We start from the raw sequence: 21,220 nt of genomic DNA, 5'->3' as shown, positions 1-21,220 counted from the left end.
GAACGACTCTAAACGACCGTTATCATCAGGTGAAATTGACTTTCGTGATTGTACCGATAAGATATCCTGATGATCCAGTTTACCCTGCGACAGCTTCGTTATTTTGACGCGCTGGCGCGTCACGGCCATTTCGGGCGTGCGGCGGAGGCATGCGCCATCACGCAGCCGGCGCTCTCGATGCAGATCAAGGAATTGGAAGAGGCGCTCGGCGGCGTGCTGCTCGAGCGCAGCGCCCGGCAGGTCGTGCTGACGAAGTTCGGCGAAGAACTCGCCCAGCGCGTCCGCGAAATCCTGCGTTCGGTCGATGAACTCGGGGACTTCGCACGGGCGTCGCGGGACCAGCTCGTCGGGCGCTTGCGCATCGGCATGATTCCTACGATTGCTCCCTATCTGCTGCCCAAGGTGATCGGAAATCTCACCCAGATGCATCCTGAACTCGACATTCACGTCCGCGAAACGGTGACGCCGAAGCTGATCAAGGAGCTGGCGGAAGGCCGGCTCGACACGGCCATTGTCGCCCTGCCGGTGTCGGAACCTTCGTTGACCGAGGTCGCGCTGTTCACGGAAAATTTCCTGCTGGTGCGGCCGGGCGAGGATGAGGGAACGCCGGTGCCGAGCAGCGAAGCGCTGCGCGAAATGAAGCTTCTCCTGCTGGAAGAAGGACATTGCTTTCGCGAACAGGCGCTGTCGTTCTGCAACATGAAATCATCGCCGCCACGCGAGGTGCTGGAAGCGAGCTCGCTGTCCACGCTCGTTCAAATGGTCGGCGCTGGCATCGGCGTCACCTTGATCCCGGAAATGGCCGTGGGGGTGGAGACGCGCTCGGCATCGGTATCGGTCGCCCGCTTCAAGGACCCGCAGCCGTCGCGAACCATCGGCATGGTCTGGCGCAAGACCAGTCCTTTGTCCAGGCAGCTCATGCAGATTTCCGAAGTGGTTTGTCTGTCAGCCGATGCGTTGCGCGAACAGCGCGTTCCAAAGTCTTCAGCGCGATCACGATCGCGGATCGCGCGCTAGCCGCTGTCGCGCAGCACCAGTTCGAAGCCGAGATCGATCCGGCGCTCGCCGCCGCGCTCGAGCGTCAGTGTCGCCGCGGTGCGGCCGATCGCATCGCCATGGACGCTGATGGTGCTCAGACTCGGCGAGATCAGCCGTCCCATCTCGAGATCGCCGAGGCCGACGACGGCGACCGGCTGCGCCGCGGCCGGGCCGTCGCGCAGCAGCCCGGCCTTGCGCAGGCCGGCCATGAAGCCGATGGCATGAGCGTCATTGGCTGCGAACACGGCATCGACACCAGGCAAGTTCGCATGCGCGGCGACACTGCCGGACGCGTTGCGTTCGAGGATCAGCCGGCGCGGCGGTTGTAACCCGTGCGCCAGTGCGTGGTCCTCAAAGCCGAGCCATCGCCGCGTGCCGCGCGGGTCGTCGCCGCCGATGAAGGCAAGATGCTGACGGCCCTGCGCGATGAAGTGCCGCGCGACCGCGACGCCGGCCTCGTAATTGTCGAAACCCGCAACGGCATCGATCGGATCGATCGGCAGCTCCCAGGTTTCGACGATCGGAATCCGCGCGTGACGCAGCAGTCGCTTGCCGTCCTCGGTCGCGGGCGAGCCGACCATGATGATCGCTTCCGGCCGCCGCGACAGCAGCGCCGCGAGCATGCGGTCCTCGCGCGCGGCGTCGTAGCGCGACTGCGCGAGGATCACGGAATAGCCGAGCGGTTCGAGCTTGTCGGAGAGGCCCTGCACGGTGTCGGCAAAGATCGAGTTGGCGATCGTCGGCACCAGGACGCCGACCGAATTGGTCTTCGCACTCGCAAGCGCTCCGGCGACCAGGTTGGGCACGTAGCCGAGTTCCCGCATCGCCTTCTCGACCCGGGCGCGGGTTTCCGGCGCGACCAGATCCGGCAATCGGACCACGCGGCTCACGGTGATCGATGAGACGCCGGCGCGTTTCGCCACCGCCGACAGCGTCGGGGCCGCCTCGTCGGAACTGATTTCGGTCTCGGTCAGGTTGGAACCCATGGTGGCGGTGAATCTGCACGATTCCGGATTGCGCATCCATAGTGATAGCGCTAGCATTGCATATGATAGCGCTAACATTCGGCCATGGTAGCGCTAGCATAACAAAAGGAGGAACCGCCGTATGATTTCAGACGAAGTGGTCCAGACCTACCGGCGCGATGGGGTGATCGTCGTCCCCGAGGTGCTCGATAAGGATACTCTGGCGCGGGTCCGCACCGTGCTGGCTGAACTGGTCGCCGGTGCCGCTGATGTCACCGAGCACACCGACGTCTATGACCTCGAACCCGGCCACACCCAAGAGAACCCGAGGGTCCGCCGCATCAAGGCGCCGCACAAGGTGCACCCGATCTTCGATCAGATCGTGCGCAGCGAGCCGGTCATCTCCATCCTTACCAAGCTGATCGGCCCTGGCCTGCGCCTGCATGGCTCCAAGCTCAACATGAAATCCGCGCAGTACGGCTCGCCGGTCGAGTGGCATCAGGACTGGGCGTTCTATCCCCACACCAATGATGACATCCTTGCGATCGGCGTGCTGCTCGACGACTGCGATCTGGAGAACGGTCCCATGCTGGTGACGCCCGGGTCGCATGTCGGCGACACCATGTGGGATCATCATGGTGAGGACGGTTGCTTCGCCGGCCTGATCGACCCTGATGTGATTCAGGACGAGATCAAGCGTGCGGTGCCCTGCATCGGCAAGGCCGGCAGCATGTCGTTCCATCACGTGCGCGCGCTGCACGGCTCGGCGACGAACACCTCGAACCGCCCGCGCAACCTTCTGCTCTATGAGGTCGCGGCAAGCGATGCCTGGCCGCTGGCCGGCGTGAAGGACTTTGCCGAGTTCGACAGCCGTCTGCTCGCCGGCGGCTCGGTGGTCGCGCCGCGCATGACCAGCGTTCCCGTGCGCATGCCGCTGCCGCCGCCGAAGCGCCAAGGCTCGATCTACGAAACGCAGTCCGCGTCGAAAAAGAGCTACTTCACGCGCGCTGCCTAAAAGAAATCTGACGAAGCCCGCGGGGAGCAACTCCCGCGGGCTTCGCGCTTGCGACGACCAAAAAACAAATCAACAGGGATGGAAACCAATGACCGAGCTCAAGGCCGGCGGCGCCGGCCAATCGCGTTTACGTGTGATCCTTGCTGCGAGCGTCGGCTCCGCGCTCGAATGGTATGACTTCTTCCTCTATGGCACGGCGGCTGCGCTGGTGTTCGGCGAGCTGTTCTTTCCCAAGAGCGATCCCGTCGTCGGAACGCTGCTGGCGTTCCTGACCTTCGGAGTCGGCTTCGTGGTGCGCCCGTTGGGCGGCATCATTTTCGGCATCATGGGTGATCGCTATGGCCGCAAGCCGGTGCTGGTCGCGACGCTGCTGATGATCGGCGTCGGCACTACCGCGATCGGGCTACTGCCGGCCTACAATCAGATCGGGATCTGGGCGCCATTGCTGCTGGTCGCAATGCGCGTGGTGCAGGGCCTTGGCGCCGGCGCTGAATATGGCGGGGCGGTGATCTATCTGGTGGAGAATGCGCCGGCGAGGCATCGCGGCTTCTGGGGCGGCTTCGCGCCGCTTGGCGTATCCGTCGGCAATCTGCTTGCCGCCGGCGCCTTTGCGCTGGTGACCATGCTGCCGCGCGAGGCGATGCTGAGCTGGGGCTGGCGCCTGCCGTTCCTGGCGAGCTTCCTGTTGATCCTGGTCGGCATCTTCGTGCGCCTGCGCGTGACGGAAACGCCTGTCTATACCGAGGCCGTCGTCGCGCGCGGCAAGATCGAGCGCAATCCGGCCATGGAGGCGCTGCGCCAGCATCCGCGCAACTTCCTGGTCGTGCTCGGCGCGCGGATGGCCGAGAACGGGCTCGGCTATTTCTTCCCGGTGTTCGGCCTCAGCTACGTCATCACCACGGTGGGCGTACCGAAATCGGAGGCGCTGAGCGCGCTGATGCTCGCGTTCACCGTTGAACTGTTTGCGATCCTCGGCTTTGCGGCGCTGTCCGATCGCATCGGACGGCGGCCGGTCTACATGTTTGGCGCGCTCGCCGGCGTGGCGCTGGCGTTCCCGTTCTTCTGGATGGTCGGTACCAAAGAATGGATCTGGATCGCGGTGGCCTTCATCCTGGCGAGGGCCGTGGTGACGGCCGCGATGTTCGGACCGCAAGCCGCTTACTTCGCCGAGCTGTTCCCGCCGCAGCGGCGTTTTGCGGGATTCGCGTTTGCGCGCGAGCTCGGCTCGCTGCTTGCGGGCGGTCCGGCGCCGTTCGTCGCAACGGCGCTGGTCGCGGCCTATGGCAGTTGGTGGCCGGTCGCCTGCTACGCGATGTTCCTGTCGCTGTGTACGGTGATCGCGGTGTGGATCGGGCCCGAGACCTATCGGGAGGATATCGCCGCCGACGAGCCCGTGGTGCAGCACGACTTGCCCGTGGCGATGCCGCAGCGGGCCTGAGGGCAACGCAGCCGCTCCGCGTCCAGTCGCCGCTCTGCTTCATGGAGCGGCGACTGGCCGCCGCGCTGCCTCGGGTAAGCCGCCACTATGACGGCAGCGGTTTGCCGGCCTGTTCATTGACGATGTACTCGGCGTACCAGTCAGGCCAGTTCTCGTCGCGCTGGCCGCCGCTGCGCTTCTCGTGCTCGCCATGTGCGGCCGCCGCACGCCGGAGCGCGCTCGCGAGATCGGTACGCGAGGCGAATGTCGTGCCGTCCGTGTCCACCCGTCCCGGCAAACGCGCGGTGATTTCCTGGACCAGCCAGCCGTTGCCATCAGGATCGCTGAAGGAGACAAACGACTGGTAGCTCCCACGCTCGGGATCGGGGCCGCTGACCCGCAGCCGGCCAAATAGATAGGGTTCGTCAGTGCCAGTGTGCACGTCGCCGCCGCCGTGGAAGGCCTCGCTGACCTTGACGCCGCGACTGAGCAGATCGTTGCGGGCGGCTTCGATGTCGGAGACGACCAGATAGAGGCCTTGCGCGGAGCCGGGCGCCGCCGCGGTGACGTTCTTGCCGAAGATGACTGAACAGGGCGAGCCAGGCGGCGTGAACTGGATCACGCGCCAGTCACCGGCGGCGAAGTCGGCATCGAGCCTCCAGCCAAGGTTCGCGTAGAACTGCTTCGCGCGGTCGACATCCGAAACGGGAATGACGAGGATCTCCAGCTTCATGTCGACCCGTACTCTCACGCCTTCGGTTGCACCGGTCATGGATATCTCCCTGATGTTGGTCGTCGGTTGGCGTGCCTGTTCATCTCACATCGATTGCCGCAGCGGCCTGAACGCGGCTCGGATCTCCGCGCTGAAGAGCTCCGGCTGCTCCCAGGCCGCGAAGTGGCCGCCCTTCTCGACCTCGTGGAAATGGATGAGGTTGCGATAGGCGCGTCGGGCCCAGGTCTCCGGGGCTTGATAGCTTTCCCCCGGAAATACCGTGATGGCAACCGGCGGCGAGATCTCGGAAGTCTTTTCTCCGGCCGCCAGCACAGGGCTGCGCTCACCGCCGTATTCCCAATAGATCCGCGCCGCCGACGTTGCGCTGTTCGTCAGCCAGTAAAGCGTGATGTCGTCGAGCACCTCGTCAGGCGACTTTTCTGGATCGCTGTTGTCGTAGGTCCAATTCGTGAAGCCGGGATGGCCGAGCATCCATGCTGCGAGACCTGTCGGAGAGTCCGCCAAGGCGTAGCCGATGGTCTGGGGCCGCGCGCCCATGATCACCGCGTACGACCTGTTGCCTTTTTTGGCTGCCGCGCTGAGCGCGTCGAACGCCGCGCGTTCCTTCTCGGACAGTCCCTCCGGCGCTGGCCCACCGGCGGCGATCACAGCGGCAATCTCCGATGGCACGACCGCCGGCAGGTTGATGTGGATGCCGAGCAGGCCTGCCGGGGCCAGGCGCGCCATCGCGCTCGACACGGGCGAGCCCCAGTCGCCGCCCTGCGCGACGTATCTCGTATAGCCAAGACGCTGCATCAGCTCCGCCCAGCTTCGCGCGATGCGGTCGGGACCCCACCCGGTGTCGGTCGGCTTGCCGGAAAAGCCGAAGCCCGGCATCGAAGGGATGACCACGTCGAAGGCGTCCTGCGCGCGTCCGCCGTGGGCAGTCGGATCCGTCAGCGGACCGATGACCTTGAGCTTCTCGAACACCGAGCCCGGCCAGCCATGGGTGATGATGACCGGTAGCGCATTGGGATGCTTGGAGCGGACGTGAATAAAATAAATATCGAGGCCGTCGATCTCGGTCATGAACTGGGGCAGAGAGTTCAGCTTCGCTTCCGCCTTTCGCCAGTCGTAGCCTTTGCCCCAATATTCGACGAGCGGCTTGAGCTTGCCGAGTTGGATGCCCTGCGACTGGTCGTCGACCGTCTCGCGGTCGGGCCAGCGCGTCGCAACGATGCGCCGGCGAAGCTCGACGAGGTCTTGCTCGGGGATGTTGATGCGGAAGGGCCGGATCGCATCGTTTGTGTCGGCCGGCGCCGGATAGGCAGGAAACAAGTTGGCCGCGCCTGCGACAGCGATTCCCATCGCGGTGGCAGTCAGCAACTTGCGCCTATCCTGGTTGACGATCTCGGGATTTGTTTGCTCCGCCGCGACTCCGACGGGTGTCTCGATGCGAGCGGTCATTGAACTGTCTCCTTTGAATCAGAAGTCGTCGACAAAGCAGCGATCAGTTCGGCAGTCGTCACCGTTTCGAGGAAATAGTCGGGGACTTTCGGTTCCTTCTCTCACGCGATTTCACGATCATTTTATGCCCGCATCGGGACAGATGGGATGCGGATCCGGACAGGATTTACGATCTATTTGAAATGATAGTTGTCATCCAACGGGGAACTGCCCCAGTCTGGCTTGGAGCCGCATATGGGTGAAGTCGTTCGATTTGTTCCAAAGTCTGAGCTCGAGCGGGCCCGGCTTATCCGGGAAGCGCGTGCGATCTACGACGCCATATTCCCGGCGGCGGATGAAGCCAGCTCACAGCAGGACGACGAAACGCCGCAACGCCGGTGATTTTACCGTAAGACGGCTGCCTTGGCGCGCATTGAGCGCTCCGGCCTCGATCGAAATATATCATTGGCGCCAGCAGCGGCGGTCGACGCGCTTGCATTCGACGTCTTCCCGCGATCAACCGCGCTGACATCGCCTCATTACAGAGAATCTCCCCGGCGCGTTAGCCGGGCACGGATCATCCCGCCGCCATTGTGGTGATGCCCGCGCTCCCTCGGATCGCGCGGAAATACCTTTAGCGCTGGCTCGACCGCCAACCGCGGCCGAATCCCCTTGAGTTCAGCCAGGAAGTGCGTTTAAACGGGTGACAGAAAAATAGAACGTCGTTCTGTTCTGCAGAACGAACGGCCCGGAGGAATCGAGCGTGAACCCTGATGCGGCATCGACCGACCGGCCATCTGTTGCGTTCGACAATCAGGTGGTCGATGCGTTCAAGACCATTCCAGAGTTGCTGTCGCGCGACGAGAAGCTGATCGGCCGCGGCCGGCTGCTTGACGTGGAGTGCCTGCTCGGACCCACGGTGCAGCCCTTTCACGTGACCATTTGCGGCGGGCGCATCCTCGATATGACTCCCGCGCCGGTGCTGATGCGGTCCTGGCGCTTCGCCTATCGCGCGACGCCGGCCGCGTATCGCGCCTATTGGCAGGCGGTGCCGCCGCCGGGCTGGCACGATCTGCTCGCGCTTACCAAGCGCGGGGAGGCGACACTGGAAGGCGATCTGCATCCCTTCATGTCGCACCTGCAGTACTTCAAGGATCTCCTGGCGCTGCCACGTCGCAGCGAATTGGTGAGCGCGCCATGAGCGGCTTTGTCGAACCGATCGTCGGACGCTACGTCCATGTCGAGATCGATGGCGAGATCAACCGCATCTATTTCGAGGAGAATGGCACCGGTATTCCCCTGGTCTGCCTGCACACCGCCGGCTCCGATGCGCGGCAGTGGCGCCATTTGCTGGTCGACGAAGAGTTCACGAAGCGATTCCGCATCATCGCGTTTGATATGCCCTGGCACGGCAAGTCGAACCCGCCGGACAGCCAGTATGGCAACGAGTACAGGCTGACGACCGCGACCTACACGGCCATCATCCGCGCCTTTTGCAGCGCGCTGAATCTCGATCGGCCGGTGGTGATGGGCTGCTCGATCGGCGGCCGTATCGTCCTCAATCTTGCGATCTCGCACGCCAGCGAGTTTCGCGCGTTGATCGGCCTTGAGGCCGCCGATTTCCAGCAGCCCTGGTACGACACGGCATGGCTGAACCGGTCCGATGTCCATGGCGGCGAAGTTTGCGCGGCGCTGGTCTCGGGCCTGATCGCGCCGAACGGTCCAGTGGTCGCGCGCGACGAGACCCTTTGGGGCTACAAGCAGGGCGGTCCCGGCATCTTCAAGGGCGATCTCTATTTCTACCGGGTCGACGGCGATTTGCGCGGCCGCGTCGGCCAGATCGATGTGCGCCAGTGCCCGCTCTATCTCTTGACCGGCGAATACGATTTTTCCTGCACTCCGGAGGACACGCTGCGTACCGCCGCGAGCATTCCCGGCGCCAAGGCCACGATCATGGAGCGGCTCGGCCATTTCCCGATGAGCGAGAATCCAGCGCAATTCCGCGCCTACATCGCTCCAGTGCTGCAGGACATCCTGAACGGACAGAATACTTGAGTTAGGTAGGGAGCGCATTGATGAAGTTGCGTTTGATAATCGCGGCCGTGCTGGCCGCGCAGGTGAGTGTCGCGTCGGCAGCCGATAACGTCATTCGAATCGGCGTGCTCAACGACCAATCCGGTGTGTTCGCCGACAATGGTGGCCGCGGCTCGGTGGCCGCGGCGAAGCTCGCGGCGGAGGATTTCGGCAACGAAATCCTCGGCAAGAAGATCGAGATCATCACCGCCGATCACCAGAACAAGCCGGACATTGCCTCCGCCACCGCGCGCAAATGGTTCGACAATGAAGGCGTCGACATGATCGCTGATGGTGCCGCATCGTCCGCCGGCTTTGCCATCCTCGAAATCGCGCGGCAGAAGAACAAGATTTTCGTGATCAGCGGCCCAGGCTCGTCCGACTTCACCGGAAAGTCCTGCTCGCCGATCAGCTTTCACTTCAACTACGATACCTATGCGCTGTCGAAGCTGACCAGCGATGCGATCACGCGCGCCGGCGGCAAGACCTGGTATTTCGTCACGGCAGACTATGCGTTCGGCCATGCTTTGCAGCGCGACGCCACCAAGTTCATCGAGGCCGCCGGCGGCAAGGTGATCGGTTCGGCCGCGCACCCGCTCGGCACGGCGGACTTCGCCTCGTTCCTGCTGCAGGCGCAAGGCTCGAAGGCCGATGTCGTCGGGCTTGCGACCTCGGGCGCGGACGTGCAGACCGCGATCAAGCAGGCCGGCGAGTTCGGCATCGTCGAAGGCGGGCAGAAGCTGGCGGGTCTCCTTGTCTTCATTACCGACGTCAACTCGCTCGGGCTGAAGGCGACGCAAGGCCTGCAGGTGACGACCTCCTTCTACTGGGACCTCAATGAGGTGACCCGCGCCTGGTCGAAGCGCTATGCGGCGTTGATGGATGGCAAGGTCGCCAGCATGGTCCAGGCCGGCGTCTATAGCGGCGTCCACCACTATCTCGCCGCGGTGAAGGCGGCCGGAACGACAGATGCAACCGCCGTTGCCGCCAAGATGCACGAGATGAAGGTCAACGACATGTACAACAAGGATGTCGTGATTCGTCCTGATGGACGGGTGCTGCACACCATGTATCTCGTGCAGGTGAAGAAGCCGGAAGAATCGAAGTACAAGTACGACTACTACAGGATCGTGAGCTCGAGGCCTGGCGAAGAGGTGTTCCGGCCCATGAGCGAAGGCGGCTGTCCGCTGGTCAAGTGAAGTTATCGAGACGGGCGGGGTGCCGCCCCAAAGTGTGAGGAGAATGCCTGCATGACAGGGACAATCGGGTTCATCGGTCTTGGCGTCATGGGCGAGCCGATCTGCCGCAATCTGGTGCGCAAGAGCGGACAGAAGGTGCTGGCGTTCGACCTTTCGGCGGAGCCGCTGGCCCGGATCGTCGCCGATGGCGGTGTGGCCGCCGGGTCGATTGCCGATGTTGTCAGCGGCAGCGACATCACCTTCATCTGCTTGCCGAGCGCGAAGCATGTGTCATCGGCCTTCGAGGGCGGCATCGCGCAATCGATCCGAAGCGGTCAGACCGTGATCGACCTCGGTACCTCCGAAGTCGGCATGACCCGCGAGTTTGCGCGGCGCCTGGCGGAAAAGCGCGCGCTGTGGATCGACGCGCCGATCGCGCGCACCCGCCAGGCGGCGCAGGATGGCACGCTCAGCGTGATGGTTGGCGCGACGGCCGATGCGTTTGCCAAGGTCGAGCCGGTGATCCGGCATTTCGCCACCGACGTCACGCTCTGCGGCGGCACCGGCGCCGGCCAGGTGACGAAGATCTTGAACAACATGGTGCTGTTCGAGACGGTCAATGCATTGGCAGAAGCTGTTGCCGTCGCGAGCCACAGCGGCGTCGAACCAAAGCTGCTGCTGGAAACCCTGTCCAAGGGGTCGGCGGACAGTTTTGCGCTCCGCAATCACGGCATGAAGGCGATCGTGGCGAAGGAATTCCCGCTGCGGGCATTCTCGACCGAATATGCACTGAAGGATCTGACCTATGCGCTTGAGCTGGGCGGCCAGGCCGGCCTGAACCTGCGGGGCGCAGCGCTCCTGCGCAGCATTTTCGAGGAGACGATCGACAAGGGGATGGGGGATGCGTATTTTCCAGTCATCGCAAAGCTGATCGATCCCGCCGGCTTCTCCAAATAGGAAGCACCATGCGTTCGCCCGGCGTTGCCGCCGTCGACCGTGCGCTCACCATCCTGGGAGCGTTCGAGGAAAAGCCGGAGCCGATGAGTCTCGCCGAGCTGTCGCGGCACACCGGGATGTACAAGAGCACGCTGCTGCGGCTGATGACCTCGCTGCAGGAATTCGGCTATCTCGTGCAGCTCACCGACGGCCGCTACCATCTCGGGCCGACGCCGTTCCGATTGGGCGCGATCTATCAGCGCGCCAATAATCTGCATGACCAGGTGATGCCGGTCCTGCGGCAACTGGTGGCCGCGGGCACGGAAAGTCCGTCGTTCCACGTCCGACATGACGGCAAGCGCCGCTTGTGCGTGTTTCGCATCGATTCCCAGCACTCGACGCTCGACCGCGTCGAGGCCGGCATGCTGCTGCCGCTCGACCGCGGCGCCGCAGGACGAGTCATCCTGGCGTTCGATGGCGAGAGCGGCGAGGCCTACGATCCCATCAGGAAGGGCGGCATTGCGGTTTCGTTCGGCGAGCGCGACCCGGACTGTGCCGGCATTGCCTGTCCCGTGTTCGGGCCGAACGGCAAGCTCGTCGGCGCGCTGTCGCTGTCCGGCCCCAAACCGCGCTTCACCAAGGACAGTATCAAGACGATGTCATCGCTGCTGTCGCAAGCGGCGGCGCGGCTGACGCACTCGCTCGGCGGCCCGACCGAGCTCCTGGACCGCGCCACCCCACCGCTCGAGGGGACGGCGCGTACGCAGCGGCGGGCAAGGAAATAGCGCGCAGCGTGCGCTATTGCTTCTGCAGAAGTTTCAGGCGGCAGCGCAGCGCTTCCCGGATATGGGTGCGCGCCAGCTTCTCCGCCTTGTCGCCGTCGCGGGCCGCGATAGCGCTGATGATGGCGCGATGTTCCCTGCGGCTGGTCGACGGGCGGCCGGCCACGGAGAACGTGGTGGGGCCGAGCAGCGCAATCCAATCCTGCAGCTCCCTGGAGGCATTATCGAGATAGCGATTGCGGGCAGCGCGGCAGATCGCTTCATGGAAGGCGCGGTTGAGCTCTGCCATCTCGACTGGATCGTCCGGGTGTTCCGCAAAGGCCTGCTCGATATCAGTGAGGGCATCGATCTCGGGCTGCGAGGCGTGTTCGGCGGCGAGCCGGGCGGCCGAGCCTTCCAGGATCTCGCGCATGGTATAAAGCTCGAGCACCTCGCCGATATCGAGGCTGCGGACGATCAGCCCCCGTCCGCCCGCCGGCGCCACGAAACCGCGCGCTGCAAGCCGGCCCAGCGCCTCGCGCACGGGCGTGCGGCTAACCTTCAGTCGCTGTGCCACCTCTTCTTCCCGCAGCCGGTCTCCGGCCCGGTAGGCCCCCGCCTTCAGCGCTTCGCACAATGAGCGGAACACGGCTTCCCCGAGCTGAACGCCGGAACCGCGCGAAATCGATCCGATCGCCTTGTTTGGCCGCTTTGCCATCCTGTCTCCGGTCGCAAAGCGCATCAATCCCATGCAAAGACGGCGCTTGCGGTGCTTATGTATATCTTTGTATACACAAATGGACAATGGTGCAGGCATCCCGGAAAGCGTCGAAAATGGCCTTTCGGTTGGGCAGAGGGAATGAGCAGCAAATACGACGTGCTGGTGATCGGTGGCGGCAACGCGGCCATGTGCGCGGCGATCAGCGCGCGCCGTGCGGGCGCTTCGGTGCTGGTGCTGGAGGGGGCGCCAAAGTTCTACCGCGGCGGCAATACGCGCCATACGCGCAACATGCGCTGCGCCCACGACGCCGCGACCGAGATCCTCACCGGCCCCTATACCGAGGAGGAATTCTGGGACGATCTCTTGCGCGTTACCGGCGGGGAGACCGACGAGGACCTCGCCAGATTCATGATCCACGAGTCCAAGGATATCCTGAACTGGATCGTGGAACAGGGGGTGCGCTGGCAGCCCTCGCTCGGCGGCACGCTCAGCCTTGGCCGCACCAATTCATTCTTCCTCGGCGGCGGACGCGCGATGCTGAACGCGCTCTATCTCACCGCGGAACGGCTTGGCGTCGACATCCGCTATGATGCCGAAGTCGTCGATATCAAGGTCGAGGACGGCATGTTCCTCTCGGCCGAGCTGAGGCGGCCGATCAACAGCACGACCGAGGTGCACGCTGCGGCGCTGGTGGCCGCCGCCGGCGGTTTCGAGGCCAACATCGAATGGCTCAGGGAATATTGGGGCGAGGCCGCCGACAACTTCCTGATCCGCGGCACGCCCTATAATCGCGGCTCGATCCTGAAGGTGCTACTGGCCAAGGGCGTGCAGGAGGTCGGCGATCCCACGCAGTGCCACGCGGTGGCGATCGACGCCCGCGCGCCGAAATTCGACGGCGGCATCATCACACGCCATGACTCCGTCGTGTTCGGCATCGTCGTCAACAAACACGCCGAGCGCTTCTACGACGAAGGCGAGGATATCTGGCCGAAGCGCTATGCGATCTGGGGCCGGCTGGTCGCCGCACAGCCCGACCAGATCGCCAACATCATTTTCGATTCGACCGTCGTGACCAGCTTCATGCCGACGCTGTTCCCGCCGATCGCGGGCGGTACGATCGCCGAGCTTGCCGGCAAGCTCGAGCTTGATCCGGCGGCGCTGGAAAAGACCATCATCGAGTTCAACGCCGCGGTGCGGCCCGGCACCTTCGATCACACCATCCTGGATGATTGCCGCACCGAAGGCATCGTGCCGCCGAAGACGCATTGGGCGCGCCGGATCGAGACGCCGCCTTATCTCGCCTATCCGGTGCGGCCCGGCATCACCTTCACCTATCTCGGCACGCGCGTGAACAAGCAGGCGCGGATGCTGATGAAGGATGGCAAACCTTCCGCCAACATGTTCGCCGCCGGCGAGATCATGGCCGGCAATGTGCTGGGACGCGGCTATGCCGCCGGCATCGGCATGACCATCGGCAGCGTGTTCGGCCGGATCGCAGGACGGGAAGCGGCAAAGAATGCACGGAACTAGGATCTTGCAGGAAGCCGATCGTCTGATGACGGTCTGCAATTCGTGTCGCTATTGCGAGGGGCTGTGCGCGGTCTTCCCCGCGATGGAGATGCGCCGGTCGTTCTCTGATGGCGACCTCAACTATCTCGCCAATCTCTGTCACGCCTGCGGCGCCTGCTATGTCGACTGCCAGTTCTCGCCGCCGCATGAATTCAACGTCAATGTGCCGAAGACGCTGGCGGTGGCGCGCGCCGAATCCTATGCCGCCTATGCCTGGCCGCGCGCGCTGTCCGGCGTGTTCGCACGCAATGGGCTCGTCATCAGCCTGATTGCCGCCTTCAGCATGGCCGCTTTCATCTTCGGCTTTGCCGCCTTCAACGGGCCGACGCTGCTCTTCGGCGTCCACACCGGCCCCGGCGCCTTCTACAAGCTGATGCCGCACAATGCGATGGCGGCGCTGTTCAGCGCGGCTTTTCTCTATGCGATCCTGGCTCTCGTCATGAGCGTGCGCGCATTCTGGCGCGATATTGGCGAGCCGACCGGTGGGCGCGCCGACGGTGGCTCGATCTTCCAGGCGATCCGCGATGCCGGCGAGCTGCGCTATCTCCATGGCGGCGGGGTCGGTTGCTACAATGAGGACGACCGTCCGACCGATCGGCGCAAGCTCTATCATCATTTCACTTTCTACGGCTTCCTGCTGTGCTTTGCTGCGACGTCGGTCGCCACGCTCTATCACTATCTTCTGGGACGCGAGGCGCCGTATGCGTGGTGGGACCTGCCGGTCGTGCTTGGCTCGCTCGGCGGCATCGGCCTGATCGTCGGGCCGATCGGGCTGCTCCTGGCGAAAGGACAGCGTGATCCCGCGCTGCTCGATGATGCCAGCTATGGCATGGATGTCGGGTTCATCGCCATGCTGTTCCTGACGGGCATCACCGGAATGGCGCTGCTGCTGTTGCGCGAGACGCCGGCGATGGGACCGCTGCTCGCGCTGCATCTCGGCGCCGTGTTCGCGCTGTTCATCACCATGCCCTATGGCAAGTTCGTCCACGGCATCTACCGCTTCGCCGCGTTGGTGCGCTATGCACAGGAGCGGCGTCACGGCTTGAGCGATTAGGCGAACAGATGGCATGTTCGCGCTGCGCGAGCCGGACGATGATCTGGCGCCGCCGATCATCCGTGAGCCGGGGGAGGGCGACATGTTGACCATCACCGCGATTATCCGGGCCAAGAAGGGCCATGAGGCCGTCATGCGTCAGGCGCTGCTCGAAGTCGCAGCGAGCGTTCGCGCGAACGAAACGACGACTGTCGGCTATTACATATCGCAGGACACGATCGACCCGTGTGTGTTCACGACCTACGAGCGCTACGTCGATCGCGCAGCGATGGATATGCACAACAATTCCGACGCCGTCCTCCGCTTCTTCGGCGTCGCCAAGCCCATCATCGATGGCGAGGTGACGCTGGTGACCGGCACCGAAATTTCCAGGAAGAACGACTAGATCATCGCGAATCTATCCTGTCGCGCGGGGTAGGCTGCCGTTCGCGGCGATTTCGGCCGACATCTGCTCGATGGTTTTGCGCTGCTCCATGGCAGCTCGCCGGATCAGCGCAAAAGCGGCAGGTTCGGCAACGGAGTGCGTGTGCATCACCTGAAGGACGGCAGCCAATACGACGCGGCGCGAGCGCAGGCGTTCTTCCAGCTTGAGGACTTGTTGCTTCAATTCGTTGGTGCGCTCGGCCCGCTCGAACGCCATCACCAGTGCGGCGTAGATGCCGGCTGAGCGCAGCGGCTTGACCAGAAATGACGCCGGGTCGAGTTCCAGCACCAGCTTCAGCCGGCTTGGAGTCTCCGTGCCGAGCAGGGCGATGACAGGACATTGTCCAAGCAAGGCCCGCTGCGTCGGCGAGGTCAGCGGCAGGAATTCATCGTCGATCAGCGTCACATCCGACTGACACGCGAGAGCGCTTCCTTGCTCCCATGTCAGGACGTCGATTCCCAGACGTTCGAACTGGCGCCTGACGATCGACAGGTCGCGCTCGTCCTTGATGGCGACGAGGGCCTTGCGGCCGCGGAGGGAAAATGAAGACGGTTTGCTCATTTCACAACCCGCAAATGAAGCGCACTCGGCGACGTTCCGTCCCTTGACTTCTCACGCACGGGTCCGGCGGCGATGTCGAGCTGCGTCAAATAGGGATCCGGCTTAACCGGTGCGTCGGACTCCCAGAAGATGTCGAACTGTCCCTGCGCATTCGAGACGGCCAGACGCGGCGTAAGGACGCAATGGTTATTGGCACCATCGATCCAGACCGGTCCCTGCGGCGAATTGTAGCGATAGCCGGCGGCCGCGCGCCGCACCTCACCAATGTTAGACGTCCCGGCCCGATGCAGCGCGCGCGCCAAGAGATACACCGCGACATAGGTGGATTGTCCATCGACGCAGGGGCTGCTGGCTTCGCCATGACGCGCCTTCCAGCGCTGCATGAAGGCGAGGTTCTCGGGCAGGCGGATGCTCTCGAAATAGGCTGACGACGTGATGCATCCTGCGGATGCGGGTCCGACTATCTTGAGCTCCGGCTCGCAGAGGCTGCAACTCAGCATCGGAATGTCGAGACCGGCCGCCGTGGTAGCGGCATGAAAGGCGCGGATGAAATCGTAGCTCGAACTGCCGACGAGCGTATTGAAGACGACGGGCGGCTTGCGGCGGACGATTTCGTCGACGATGTGCCCGACTGCGCTTTCGCCCAGCTCGAGCAGCCGTTCGGCAAGGATGCTTCCCTGCGCCGCTGTTACCAGTTCGCGGGTGACGCGATTGGTCTCCCAGGTCCAGACATAGTTGGATCCGACGCAGAAGATGTGTCGTGATAAATTGTCGAGCACGTAGCGCACGAGCGGCAGCACATTATGGTTGGGCGACGCGCCGACATAGATGACGTTGTCGGAGCATTCGAACCCTTCGTAACGGGCAGGGTACCAGAGCAGGCGATCGGTTCGCTCGACGATCGGCAGCACTTGCTTGCGCGAGGCCGAAGTGTAGCAGCCGATGATATGCTCGACGCCTGCGTTGCGAATGAGGTCATCGCAAACCGTGTGGTATTCCGAAATGACCCCGCGGGGATCGCGGACATGCGCGGTGAGCGAGAAATCAAAGTCAGGGTGATTGTTGATCTCGTCGACCGCCATCAGGGCGCTCTTCAATATCTCGCGGCCCATGGCCTGATAGGGCCCGGACTGCGAACATATGATGCCAACTGGAACCGACGGCTTTGTCATTGATGGCTTTCGACGAGACGGAGCCCTGAGGAAATCATCATCGCCGATATCGGTGCAAGAGGTCTTGCCGATTTACTGCGCATGACGCTCGCGAAATTTGTGCAACCTCCCTCGTTGACAATGCGCTAGGCACGAACCTAGTATTTTTGACTGCCGGGCTTACTGTCGAACCTTAATTTGCTTCGGTCAGGCCGATGACGTCCTGATCCCAGCGGCGACTGCTCCGTTCGATCTTGAGCCCATGCGATAGACCATAGCAGCGGCATTTGAGCCATTCGTCACCTCATTCCGGAGGGGCGGGTGGCTTTTTTCTTTTGCCGTACAAGAAACTGGCGAAACATGCGTGTCGCCAGGCCGATGGCGCGTGCGCGACGATCGGCCTGATGCGCCTGGGAAGCGACGAGCGAGGAACAAAAGGCGATGCCGACGACAGATATTTGCTATCTCGGGTTGGTCGAGGTTGGGCAGCAGATACAGGCGAAGAAGCTGTCGCCTGTCGAAGTGACAAAGGCGATGCTTGAACGGATTGATCGGCTCGATCCCAAGCTCAAGAGTTACGCCTGTGTCATGGCTGATTCCGCGCTTGCGGAAACGACGGCAGCAGAAAAGGAAATCTCCTCTGGTAAGGTCAAGGGGCCGCTGCACGGCGTGCCGGTTGCGATCAAGGATCTTTGCTGGGTCAAGGGCGCACCGGCCGCGCATGGAATGACCATCCATCGCGACTTCCGTCCGAGTGAGGATGCCACGGTCGTTGCGCGCCTGAAAGAGGCGGGCGCGATCATCCTTGGCAAGCTGCAGCAGACCGAAGGTGCCTACGCCGATCATCATCCGAAGATCGACCCACCGAAAAATCCATGGAACGTGGATTTGTGGTCGGGCGCGTCGTCGAGCGGTTCGGGTTCCGCCACCGCAGCCGGCCTCTGCTTCGGCTCGCTCGGCACCGACACCGGCGGCTCGATCCGCTTTCCATCCGCAGCCAACGGCATCACCGGGCTGAAGCCGACCTGGGGGCGGGTCAGTCGCTATGGCGCGTTCGAACTCGCGGCGACGCTGGATCATATCGGGCCGATGACGCGCAGCGCGGTCGATTGCGGTGCCATGCTCGGCGCGATCGCGGGCGAGGACGCCAAGGACACCACCGCCGTGCCGCTGGCCGTGCCGGACTATCTTGCCGGCCTGTCCGGCAGTCTGCGGGGCGTTGCGATCGGTGTCGATCGGCGCTGGACCAGCGAAGGCACCGATGAGGCCGCAAGCAAGGTCCTCAGTGAAGCTTTGCGGGTCGCGGTGGACCTCGGCGCAGAAATCGGCGAGATCGCCTTTCCGGATACCAAGGCCATTGTCGACGACTGGTTTCCGCTTTGCGGCATCGAGGCAGCGGTTGCGCACGAGGCGACCTACCCGTCGCGCAAGGGCGAATACGGTCCCGCGCTTGCGGGGCTGCTCGATCTCGGCCTGCAGCAGTCCGGCACCGACTATCAGAAGATCGTGCTGCGGCGCGAAGCGTTTCGCGGCGCGGTGCGACGGTTGTTTGAGACGGTCGATCTCATCGCTGTGCCGGCCCAAGCCTTTGCCGCACCCACGCTCGCGACGATGGCAACGCTCGGCGAAGACGCTTCCCTGATCGCCGGATTGCTGCGCTTCACCTGTCCGTTCGACATGACCGGAAGCCCGACCATTACGCTTCCGGGCGGTTTCGCCCCGAACGGCGGCCCGGTCGCCTTTCAGTTTGTCGGCCGCCATTTCGATGAAGCGGGTCTTGTCCATGCGGGTGACGCGTTCCAGCGCGTCACCGATTGGCACAAGCATCATCCCGCTCTCTGATCCAAGGAGCCGTTCGCATGACAGCAGAAGATTGGTTGCAGAGTTCCATCATGTCGAAGCGCGGCCTCGCCAAGGGGGTGGCCGGCACGAAACGTAGTTTGACGATCGAGCAGCAGGGGGGCTTTCACTACGTCTACGGACCCTATGCGAAGCCGACGCTGTCGATCGATCCGGGAGAGGTCGTTGTCGTCGAGACCGAGGACGCGTTCGGCGGCGTGCTTACGAGCGAGAGCGACAGTCCGACGGCGAAACTGAACTTTCCCTACCTCAACCCGCAATGCGGGCCGATCGCAGTGAAGGGCGCCAAGAAGGGCGATTGCCTTGCCGTTTATATCCACGACGTTGAGACTCGCGGCGAGCAGCCGGCCGGAACGACCTGCATCATCCCTGAGTTCGGCGGGCTTGTCGGGACGAGCTCGACAGCGATGCTCAATCCACCGCTGCCTGAGCGCGTCCGCAAGCTGCATGTCGACAGGAACGGCGTGCGCTGGAACGACAAGATCACGCTGCCCTACGAGCCGTTCATCGGCACGATTGGTGTCTCGCCCGAGATCGAGGCAATCTCCTCGTTGCAGCCGGACTATCATGGCGGCAACATGGACCTGCCCGATGTCGCACCCGGGGCCGTTCTTTATTTGCCCGTGCATGCCGAGGGCGGGCTTCTTTACGTCGGCGACTGCCATGCAACACAGGGCGATGGCGAACTCTCCGGCGTTGCGCTCGAACAGCGTGCGACGGTCACGCTCCAGATCGATCTGATCAAGAACTGGAGCTTTGCCTGGCCGCGTCTGGAGACGCGCGACTTCATCATGACCATCGGCAGCGCACGCCCGCTCGAGGATGCGGCCCGCATCGCCTACCGCGAACTCACGCGATGGATGAGCGCCGACTACGGCTTCGACGAGATCGACGCGTACATGCTGCTCAGCCAGACCGGACGCATGCGGCTCGGCAACATGGTCGACCCGAAATACACGATGGGTGCATCGATCCTGAAAACCTACCTCAAGGCGTAAATTTCAGCCGCTTTTCAACAAGGGGACATTTCAATGCAATCACGACATCTGCTCAGGACTGCTGTTCTCGGCGTCGCGCTTGGGGCGGCGGCGTTCGGCGCCGCGCAGGCAGCCGAGCCGCCATTGAAGGTCGGTCTGCTCGAAGACGTCTCCGGCGATCTTGCGTTCATGGGCATGCCGAAACTCCACGGCTCGCAGCTTGCGGTCGAAGAGATCAACAAGAGCGGCGGCATCCTCGGGCGGCAGATCGAGCTCATCCATCTCGATCCGCAGGGCGATAATGCCCGCTATCAGGAGTTTGCGCGACGTCTGCTCAGCCGCGACAAAGTCGACGTGCTGATCGGAGGCATCACGTCCGCTTCGCGCGAGGCCGTCCGGCCGATCATCGATCGTACGACGACGCCGTATTTCTACACCAACCAGTACGAAGGCGGCGTCTGCGACGCGAGCATGATCAGCATGGGGGCGGTCCCCGAGCAGCAGTTCTCGACGCTGATCCCCTGGATGGTCGAGAAGTTCGGAAAGAAGGTCTACGTCATCGCTGCCGACTACAATTTCGGACAGATCTCGGCGGAGTGGAACCGCAAGATCATGAAGGACCTCGGCGGCGAGGTCGTCGGCGAGGAATTCATCCCGCTCGGCGTTTCGCAGTTCGCGCAGACGATCCAGAATATCCAGAAGGCGAAGCCGGATTGGCTCCTGACCATCAATGTCGGCGCCGCCCAGGACTCGTTCTTCGAGCAGGCCGCCGCGGCAAAGCTCAATTTGCCGATGGGCTCGTCGATCAAGGTCATGCTCGGCTTCGAGCACAAGCGGTTCAAGCCGCCGGCGCTCAACAACATGCATGCGACCGCGAACTGGTTCGAGGAGATTGATACGCCCGAAGCCAACGACTTCAAGAAGCGCTGGCACGCGAAGTTCCCCGATGAACTCTACATCAACGACATGGGCTACAACGCCTATAACGCGCTCTACATGTACAAGGCGCTGGTCGAGAAGGCGAAATCGACCAAGCTCGAGGACATGCGCAAGGTGATCGCAACTGGTGAGGCCTGCATCGATGCACCCGAAGGCAAGGTCTGCATCGACCCGAAGAGCCAGCACACTTCTCACCGCATGCGTCTGATCTCCGTCGGTCCTCAACATGAGGTGACCGTCGTGAAGGACTACGGAACGATCAAGCCGTACTGGCTTGGCGACATCGGCTGCGACCTCACCAAGAAGAATGACAAGGACCAGTACACGCCGAGTCATTTGCCCAACAAGTCGTGACGCCACTCATCGGATCATGACTTTGGATTGCGCGGACGGCGCATCGCTGCGGCGTCCATGACGAAGGAG

General features: G+C 63.2%; 21 protein-coding genes. 15 read left to right on the top strand and 6 right to left on the bottom strand.

The annotated features are described in order from the left end of the window. Positions 1-69 precede the first annotated feature (69 nt). The gene (locus AC5ZGW_RS05900) at positions 70-1,017 is read left to right on the top strand and encodes a hydrogen peroxide-inducible genes activator (protein WP_130223939.1); all 948 of its coding nucleotides are present in this window, start codon (positions 70-72) and stop codon (positions 1,015-1,017) included. Here AC5ZGW_RS05900 and AC5ZGW_RS05895 read toward each other — a convergent pair. Then, positions 1,014-2,024: a LacI family DNA-binding transcriptional regulator gene (locus tag AC5ZGW_RS05895; protein ID WP_165435075.1), complete on the bottom strand. Its 1,011-nt coding sequence runs from the start codon at positions 2,022-2,024 to the stop codon at positions 1,014-1,016. The two genes, AC5ZGW_RS05900 and AC5ZGW_RS05895, sit on opposite strands and share 4 nt — an antisense overlap. 121 nt (positions 2,025-2,145) lie before the next feature. On the opposite strand from AC5ZGW_RS05895, the gene AC5ZGW_RS05890 reads away from it, so the two are divergent. Then, the gene (locus AC5ZGW_RS05890; protein ID WP_130223943.1) at positions 2,146-3,018 is read left to right on the top strand and encodes a phytanoyl-CoA dioxygenase family protein; all 873 of its coding nucleotides are present in this window, start codon (positions 2,146-2,148) and stop codon (positions 3,016-3,018) included. Positions 3,019-3,106: 88 nt separating this feature from the next. Next, entirely contained in the window at positions 3,107-4,456 is a 1,350-nt protein-coding gene (locus AC5ZGW_RS05885; RefSeq protein WP_130223944.1) for an MFS transporter, read from the top strand. Between the two features lie 85 nt (positions 4,457-4,541). On the opposite strand, the gene AC5ZGW_RS05880 is transcribed toward AC5ZGW_RS05885, so the two are convergent. After that, positions 4,542-5,207, bottom strand: a complete 666-nt coding sequence (locus AC5ZGW_RS05880; RefSeq protein WP_130223946.1) for a VOC family protein — start codon at positions 5,205-5,207, stop codon at positions 4,542-4,544. 45 nt (positions 5,208-5,252) lie between these two features. Next, the gene (locus AC5ZGW_RS05875; protein ID WP_130223948.1) at positions 5,253-6,614 is read right to left on the bottom strand and encodes an epoxide hydrolase family protein; all 1,362 of its coding nucleotides are present in this window, start codon (positions 6,612-6,614) and stop codon (positions 5,253-5,255) included. A 234-nt stretch (positions 6,615-6,848) separates the two neighbouring features. Between AC5ZGW_RS05875 and AC5ZGW_RS05870 the strand changes: the two genes are divergently transcribed. The 6 genes from AC5ZGW_RS05870 (at position 6,849) to AC5ZGW_RS05845 (ending at position 11,565) form a co-directional block, all read left to right on the top strand. Next, positions 6,849-6,995, top strand: a complete 147-nt coding sequence (locus tag AC5ZGW_RS05870; RefSeq protein WP_165435076.1) for a hypothetical protein — start codon at positions 6,849-6,851, stop codon at positions 6,993-6,995. A gap of 361 nt (positions 6,996-7,356) precedes the next feature. Then, the gene (locus AC5ZGW_RS05865; RefSeq protein WP_130223950.1) at positions 7,357-7,794 is read left to right on the top strand and encodes a hypothetical protein; all 438 of its coding nucleotides are present in this window, start codon (positions 7,357-7,359) and stop codon (positions 7,792-7,794) included. Then, a complete protein-coding gene (locus AC5ZGW_RS05860; RefSeq protein WP_130223952.1) occupies positions 7,791-8,648 on the top strand; it encodes an alpha/beta fold hydrolase in 858 nt (285 codons plus the stop codon). Before AC5ZGW_RS05865 ends, AC5ZGW_RS05860 begins: the two co-directional genes overlap by 4 nt. A 20-nt stretch (positions 8,649-8,668) precedes the next feature. Then, a complete protein-coding gene (locus AC5ZGW_RS05855; protein ID WP_130223954.1) occupies positions 8,669-9,865 on the top strand; it encodes an ABC transporter substrate-binding protein in 1,197 nt (398 codons plus the stop codon). A gap of 51 nt (positions 9,866-9,916) precedes the next feature. Next, entirely contained in the window at positions 9,917-10,801 is an 885-nt protein-coding gene (locus AC5ZGW_RS05850) for an NAD(P)-dependent oxidoreductase (protein WP_130223956.1), read from the top strand. Between the two features lie 8 nt (positions 10,802-10,809). Beyond that, positions 10,810-11,565 carry an IclR family transcriptional regulator gene (locus AC5ZGW_RS05845; RefSeq protein WP_130223958.1) on the top strand — a complete coding sequence of 252 codons (756 nt, stop codon included), beginning with the start codon at positions 10,810-10,812 and terminating at the stop codon, positions 11,563-11,565. Positions 11,566-11,578: 13 nt separating this feature from the next. Here the strand turns inward: AC5ZGW_RS05845 and AC5ZGW_RS05840 are convergent, their stop codons facing one another. Then, positions 11,579-12,259, bottom strand: coding sequence for a GntR family transcriptional regulator (locus tag AC5ZGW_RS05840; protein WP_165435077.1), 681 nt, complete (start codon positions 12,257-12,259; stop codon positions 11,579-11,581). 141 nt (positions 12,260-12,400) lie between these two features. Between AC5ZGW_RS05840 and tcuA the strand changes: the two genes are divergently transcribed. The 3 genes from tcuA to AC5ZGW_RS05825 all read left to right on the top strand — a co-directional run bounded on the left by tcuA (position 12,401) and on the right by AC5ZGW_RS05825 (position 15,270). Beyond that, positions 12,401-13,792, top strand: a complete 1,392-nt coding sequence (gene tcuA, locus AC5ZGW_RS05835) for an FAD-dependent tricarballylate dehydrogenase TcuA (protein WP_130223962.1) — start codon at positions 12,401-12,403, stop codon at positions 13,790-13,792. Beyond that, positions 13,779-14,885 (top strand): tricarballylate utilization 4Fe-4S protein TcuB, encoded by a 1,107-nt coding sequence (gene tcuB, locus AC5ZGW_RS05830; RefSeq protein ID WP_130223964.1) that lies wholly within the window; start codon positions 13,779-13,781, stop codon positions 14,883-14,885. Before tcuA ends, tcuB begins: the two co-directional genes overlap by 14 nt. Before the next feature lie 82 nt (positions 14,886-14,967). Continuing rightward, positions 14,968-15,270: a putative quinol monooxygenase gene (locus AC5ZGW_RS05825; RefSeq protein WP_130224099.1), complete on the top strand. Its 303-nt coding sequence runs from the start codon at positions 14,968-14,970 to the stop codon at positions 15,268-15,270. A gap of 12 nt (positions 15,271-15,282) precedes the next feature. On the opposite strand, the gene AC5ZGW_RS05820 is transcribed toward AC5ZGW_RS05825, so the two are convergent. Next, the gene (locus AC5ZGW_RS05820; RefSeq protein WP_028162218.1) at positions 15,283-15,870 is read right to left on the bottom strand and encodes an ANTAR domain-containing response regulator; all 588 of its coding nucleotides are present in this window, start codon (positions 15,868-15,870) and stop codon (positions 15,283-15,285) included. Continuing rightward, positions 15,867-17,042: a transporter substrate-binding domain-containing protein gene (locus tag AC5ZGW_RS05815; RefSeq protein ID WP_130223966.1), complete on the bottom strand. Its 1,176-nt coding sequence runs from the start codon at positions 17,040-17,042 to the stop codon at positions 15,867-15,869. Before AC5ZGW_RS05815 ends, AC5ZGW_RS05820 begins: the two co-directional genes overlap by 4 nt. 420 nt (positions 17,043-17,462) lie before the next feature. Between AC5ZGW_RS05815 and AC5ZGW_RS05810 the strand changes: the two genes are divergently transcribed. Genes AC5ZGW_RS05810 through AC5ZGW_RS05800 form a run of 3 tightly spaced genes read left to right on the top strand, consistent with a single transcriptional unit; the run spans position 17,463 to position 21,151 of the window. After that, on the top strand, positions 17,463-18,863 hold the full coding sequence (locus AC5ZGW_RS05810) for an amidase (protein ID WP_130223968.1): 1,401 nt from the start codon (positions 17,463-17,465) through the stop codon (positions 18,861-18,863). A 17-nt stretch (positions 18,864-18,880) separates the two neighbouring features. After that, complete coding sequence (locus tag AC5ZGW_RS05805; protein ID WP_130223970.1) at positions 18,881-19,879, top strand: acetamidase/formamidase family protein; 999 nt, start codon at positions 18,881-18,883, stop codon at positions 19,877-19,879. A 33-nt stretch (positions 19,880-19,912) separates the two neighbouring features. Next, a complete protein-coding gene (locus AC5ZGW_RS05800; RefSeq protein ID WP_130223972.1) occupies positions 19,913-21,151 on the top strand; it encodes an urea ABC transporter substrate-binding protein in 1,239 nt (412 codons plus the stop codon). Positions 21,152-21,220 lie beyond the last annotated feature (69 nt).

The organism is Bradyrhizobium sp. Crot121 (assembly GCF_059512385.1).
Note: the sequence above shows the minus strand (reverse complement) of the source record. Positions and strands in the feature narration are given on the sequence as shown.

Excerpts from the sequence above, each read along its gene's own strand:
- AC5ZGW_RS05900 (WP_130223939.1), top strand. The coding sequence starts at position 70 with ATGATCCAGTTTACCCTGCGACAGCTTCGTTATTTTGACGCGCTGGCG.
- AC5ZGW_RS05895 (WP_165435075.1), bottom strand. The coding sequence starts at position 2,024 with ATGGGTTCCAACCTGACCGAGACCGAAATCAGTTCCGACGAGGCGGCC.
- AC5ZGW_RS05890 (WP_130223943.1), top strand. The coding sequence starts at position 2,146 with ATGATTTCAGACGAAGTGGTCCAGACCTACCGGCGCGATGGGGTGATC.
- AC5ZGW_RS05885 (WP_130223944.1), top strand. The coding sequence starts at position 3,107 with ATGACCGAGCTCAAGGCCGGCGGCGCCGGCCAATCGCGTTTACGTGTG.
- AC5ZGW_RS05880 (WP_130223946.1), bottom strand. The coding sequence starts at position 5,207 with ATGACCGGTGCAACCGAAGGCGTGAGAGTACGGGTCGACATGAAGCTG.
- AC5ZGW_RS05875 (WP_130223948.1), bottom strand. The coding sequence starts at position 6,614 with ATGACCGCTCGCATCGAGACACCCGTCGGAGTCGCGGCGGAGCAAACA.
- AC5ZGW_RS05870 (WP_165435076.1), top strand. The coding sequence starts at position 6,849 with ATGGGTGAAGTCGTTCGATTTGTTCCAAAGTCTGAGCTCGAGCGGGCC.
- AC5ZGW_RS05860 (WP_130223952.1), top strand. The coding sequence starts at position 7,791 with ATGAGCGGCTTTGTCGAACCGATCGTCGGACGCTACGTCCATGTCGAG.
- AC5ZGW_RS05855 (WP_130223954.1), top strand. The coding sequence starts at position 8,669 with ATGAAGTTGCGTTTGATAATCGCGGCCGTGCTGGCCGCGCAGGTGAGT.
- AC5ZGW_RS05850 (WP_130223956.1), top strand. The coding sequence starts at position 9,917 with ATGACAGGGACAATCGGGTTCATCGGTCTTGGCGTCATGGGCGAGCCG.
- AC5ZGW_RS05845 (WP_130223958.1), top strand. The coding sequence starts at position 10,810 with ATGCGTTCGCCCGGCGTTGCCGCCGTCGACCGTGCGCTCACCATCCTG.
- AC5ZGW_RS05840 (WP_165435077.1), bottom strand. The coding sequence starts at position 12,259 with ATGGCAAAGCGGCCAAACAAGGCGATCGGATCGATTTCGCGCGGTTCC.
- tcuA (WP_130223962.1), top strand. The coding sequence starts at position 12,401 with ATGAGCAGCAAATACGACGTGCTGGTGATCGGTGGCGGCAACGCGGCC.
- tcuB (WP_130223964.1), top strand. The coding sequence starts at position 13,779 with ATGCACGGAACTAGGATCTTGCAGGAAGCCGATCGTCTGATGACGGTC.
- AC5ZGW_RS05825 (WP_130224099.1), top strand. The coding sequence starts at position 14,968 with ATGTTGACCATCACCGCGATTATCCGGGCCAAGAAGGGCCATGAGGCC.
- AC5ZGW_RS05820 (WP_028162218.1), bottom strand. The coding sequence starts at position 15,870 with ATGAGCAAACCGTCTTCATTTTCCCTCCGCGGCCGCAAGGCCCTCGTC.
- AC5ZGW_RS05815 (WP_130223966.1), bottom strand. The coding sequence starts at position 17,042 with ATGACAAAGCCGTCGGTTCCAGTTGGCATCATATGTTCGCAGTCCGGG.
- AC5ZGW_RS05810 (WP_130223968.1), top strand. The coding sequence starts at position 17,463 with ATGCCGACGACAGATATTTGCTATCTCGGGTTGGTCGAGGTTGGGCAG.
- AC5ZGW_RS05805 (WP_130223970.1), top strand. The coding sequence starts at position 18,881 with ATGACAGCAGAAGATTGGTTGCAGAGTTCCATCATGTCGAAGCGCGGC.
- AC5ZGW_RS05800 (WP_130223972.1), top strand. The coding sequence starts at position 19,913 with ATGCAATCACGACATCTGCTCAGGACTGCTGTTCTCGGCGTCGCGCTT.